The sequence below is a fragment of the Stutzerimonas stutzeri genome (assembly GCF_000935215.1).
GTDB lineage: Bacteria > Pseudomonadota > Gammaproteobacteria > Pseudomonadales > Pseudomonadaceae > Stutzerimonas.
Genome location: NZ_JXXD01000352.1, coordinates 1 through 612, shown reverse-complemented (window position 1 = coordinate 612; position 612 = coordinate 1). Strand labels below are relative to the sequence as shown.

Annotated in this window: 2 protein-coding genes; both read left to right on the top strand. The window is 68.8% G+C overall.

Annotated features, from left to right (window positions below; all coding sequences use genetic code 11):
- The first annotated feature begins 44 nt into the window (after nt 1-44).
- Nucleotides 45-317: a hypothetical protein gene (locus LO50_RS23315; RefSeq protein WP_014703537.1), complete on the top strand. Its 273-nt coding sequence runs from the start codon at nt 45-47 to the stop codon at nt 315-317.
- Nucleotides 314-612, top strand: a 299-nt coding sequence (locus tag LO50_RS23310; protein WP_044316524.1) for a DUF2840 domain-containing protein, incomplete at its 3' end; no start/stop codon positions are given. The genes LO50_RS23315 and LO50_RS23310, both read left to right, overlap by 4 nt.

Sequence of the window (612 nt, the reverse complement as noted above, 5' to 3'; positions counted from 1 at the left end):
CGTGAAATCACCGCGCTGGTCGATGAACTGCTGCGGTGGCCGTCATGACAGCGAAGCCGCCACCACGCGCCAAGCGTGTCGGCATCGGCGCGCGTCCGCCCGCGAATCCACACGCCGAGGCGTGGATTCGCCAAGGTGATGCCGATGCGCTGGGCAAGGGCGACCTCTACACGGCTCGCCTCACTCTCGACATCACGCCCGCCATGCGGGCGCGCATCAAGGTGTCGGCCTTCACGCAAGGCGTGACCGTGGCCGACCTGCTGCGCGGCCTGCTGGAGCGCGAGTTTCCAGAGAGCCGCAGGGAGAGCACCCCATGAACATATCCGCTTCGCCGGCCGCTGGCGCGGCCACGGCTGCGCTCACAGCACCTACCGGCCAGCCAGCCAGCGCGCCGCTGACGCGCGTGGCGCTGGCCTACATCGACCAGCATTTCGACCTCTATCTGCGCTTCGGTGAGCCTGCGCGCATCGTCCGGCTCGACCGCTGGCGGCGCAGCGCCGTGTTCCTGCCGAACGCGGTTCTGTGCCGTGTCCGTTGGCAAGCCAACGACTACGGCACGATCCGCTGGCAGCTCATGGTGATGCAGGCTTGCACGCCGCTGGACGCGGCGCA